The organism is Leptolyngbya sp. AN02str (assembly GCF_050565595.1).
Classification (GTDB): Bacteria; Cyanobacteriota; Cyanobacteriia; order Elainellales; family Elainellaceae; genus Kaiparowitsia.
On the sequence record NZ_JBNXVR010000090.1, the window covers coordinates 1 to 1,351 of the forward strand.

Annotated in this window: 1 protein-coding gene; it reads left to right on the forward strand. The window is 53.8% G+C overall.

From position 1 onward, the window contains the following. Nucleotides 1-36 precede the first annotated feature (36 nt). Nucleotides 37-1,351 (forward strand): type IA DNA topoisomerase (locus ACQ4M4_RS28695; RefSeq protein ID WP_430687885.1); only part of this gene is annotated, 1,315 nt, incomplete at its 3' end.

Sequence of the window (1,351 nt, forward strand, 5' to 3'; positions counted from 1 at the left end):
CCCTTGCTGTGGCAGTTGCAGAACGGGGCAAAAAGCATGGGACGCGTTCAAAGTGCGACCCTGCATCTAATCTGCCAACGGGAACGGGAAATCCAAAATTTTGTTCCCCAGGATTACTGGAGCGTCTTCGTGGAGTACGCCGAGGGATTTCGGGCCTTTTTCCGGGGAGAATCTAAGCCCATCTCAGAGGAACCGCTCGATGATGCAACGGTGAGCGAAAGAAAACTCCCAGAATCAACACGGGTGCTGACCCTGGCGGAAGCAGATCGCCTAGTTGCGATCGCCCATCAGCACCCCCATCAGATTGTGCAGATCGAGGGTAAGGTCGTTAGCAAGTCACCTCCCCCACCCTTCATTACCTCATCGTTGCAGCAGGCCGCGGGCTCGCGCTGTGGCCTCAATCCAGAAAGAACCATGCAGGTGGCTCAAAGCCTGTATGAGAAGGGTCTGATCACCTACATGAGAACCGACAGCACCGCCCTTAGCCCGGAATTTCAAACGCAGGCAAGGCGATGGTTGGAGGAACGCGATCCGGGCAACGTTCCCAAACGCCCACCCCAATACGGTTCTAAAAAAGGAGCGCAGGAAGCCCATGAAGCCATCCGACCGACTGACGTGTTTCTGCCATCAGTACAGTTAAAGCAAGAATTATCCAAGGAAGAGTTTGATCTCTATGTTTTGATTTGGAAACGGGCGATCGCGTCCCAGTGCAAACCAGCCCAGATCCAGCAGACTAAAGTGACAGCTCAATCGGGGCCAGTCAAGTGGCAAGCTGAAGGCCGAGTGCTTCAGGAAGCCGGATACTCAAAGTATTGGAAAAACCTGCAAGAAGATGCAGAACTGCCAACGCTAACTCAGGGGCAAGCGCTGACGCTCCACCGCGCCGCCCATGAGAAAAAGCAAACGACTCCACCACCTCGTTACAGTGAGCCGAAATTGGTGCAGGCCATGGAACGATTAGGCATTGGCAGACCCAGCACCTATGCCCCAACCATCAAAATTTTGAAGACCCGCACCTATGTTGAGGTGCAGAAAGGAAGCTTGCACCCAACCGCACTGGGAATGGGGGTTGATCAGTTCTTGCAAGAAGCATTACCTGATTTGCTAGAACCCAAATTCACCGCCCAAATGGAAGAGACGCTTGACCATATTGCTCAGGGTGATGTGGAGTGGCAACAGTGGCTAACGACCTGGAACCAGACATATTTCGTTCCGGCTCTGGCAACCGCTCAGAAGGTGATCCCACGCTATCGCAGTGCGGTACCAGTTGCCAGTTTCCCAACTGAAAAGAAGCCCAGGCTGTCTAGCAGGAAACCGAAAACAGCAGCCTCCAAACCAGAAGGGCGATCGC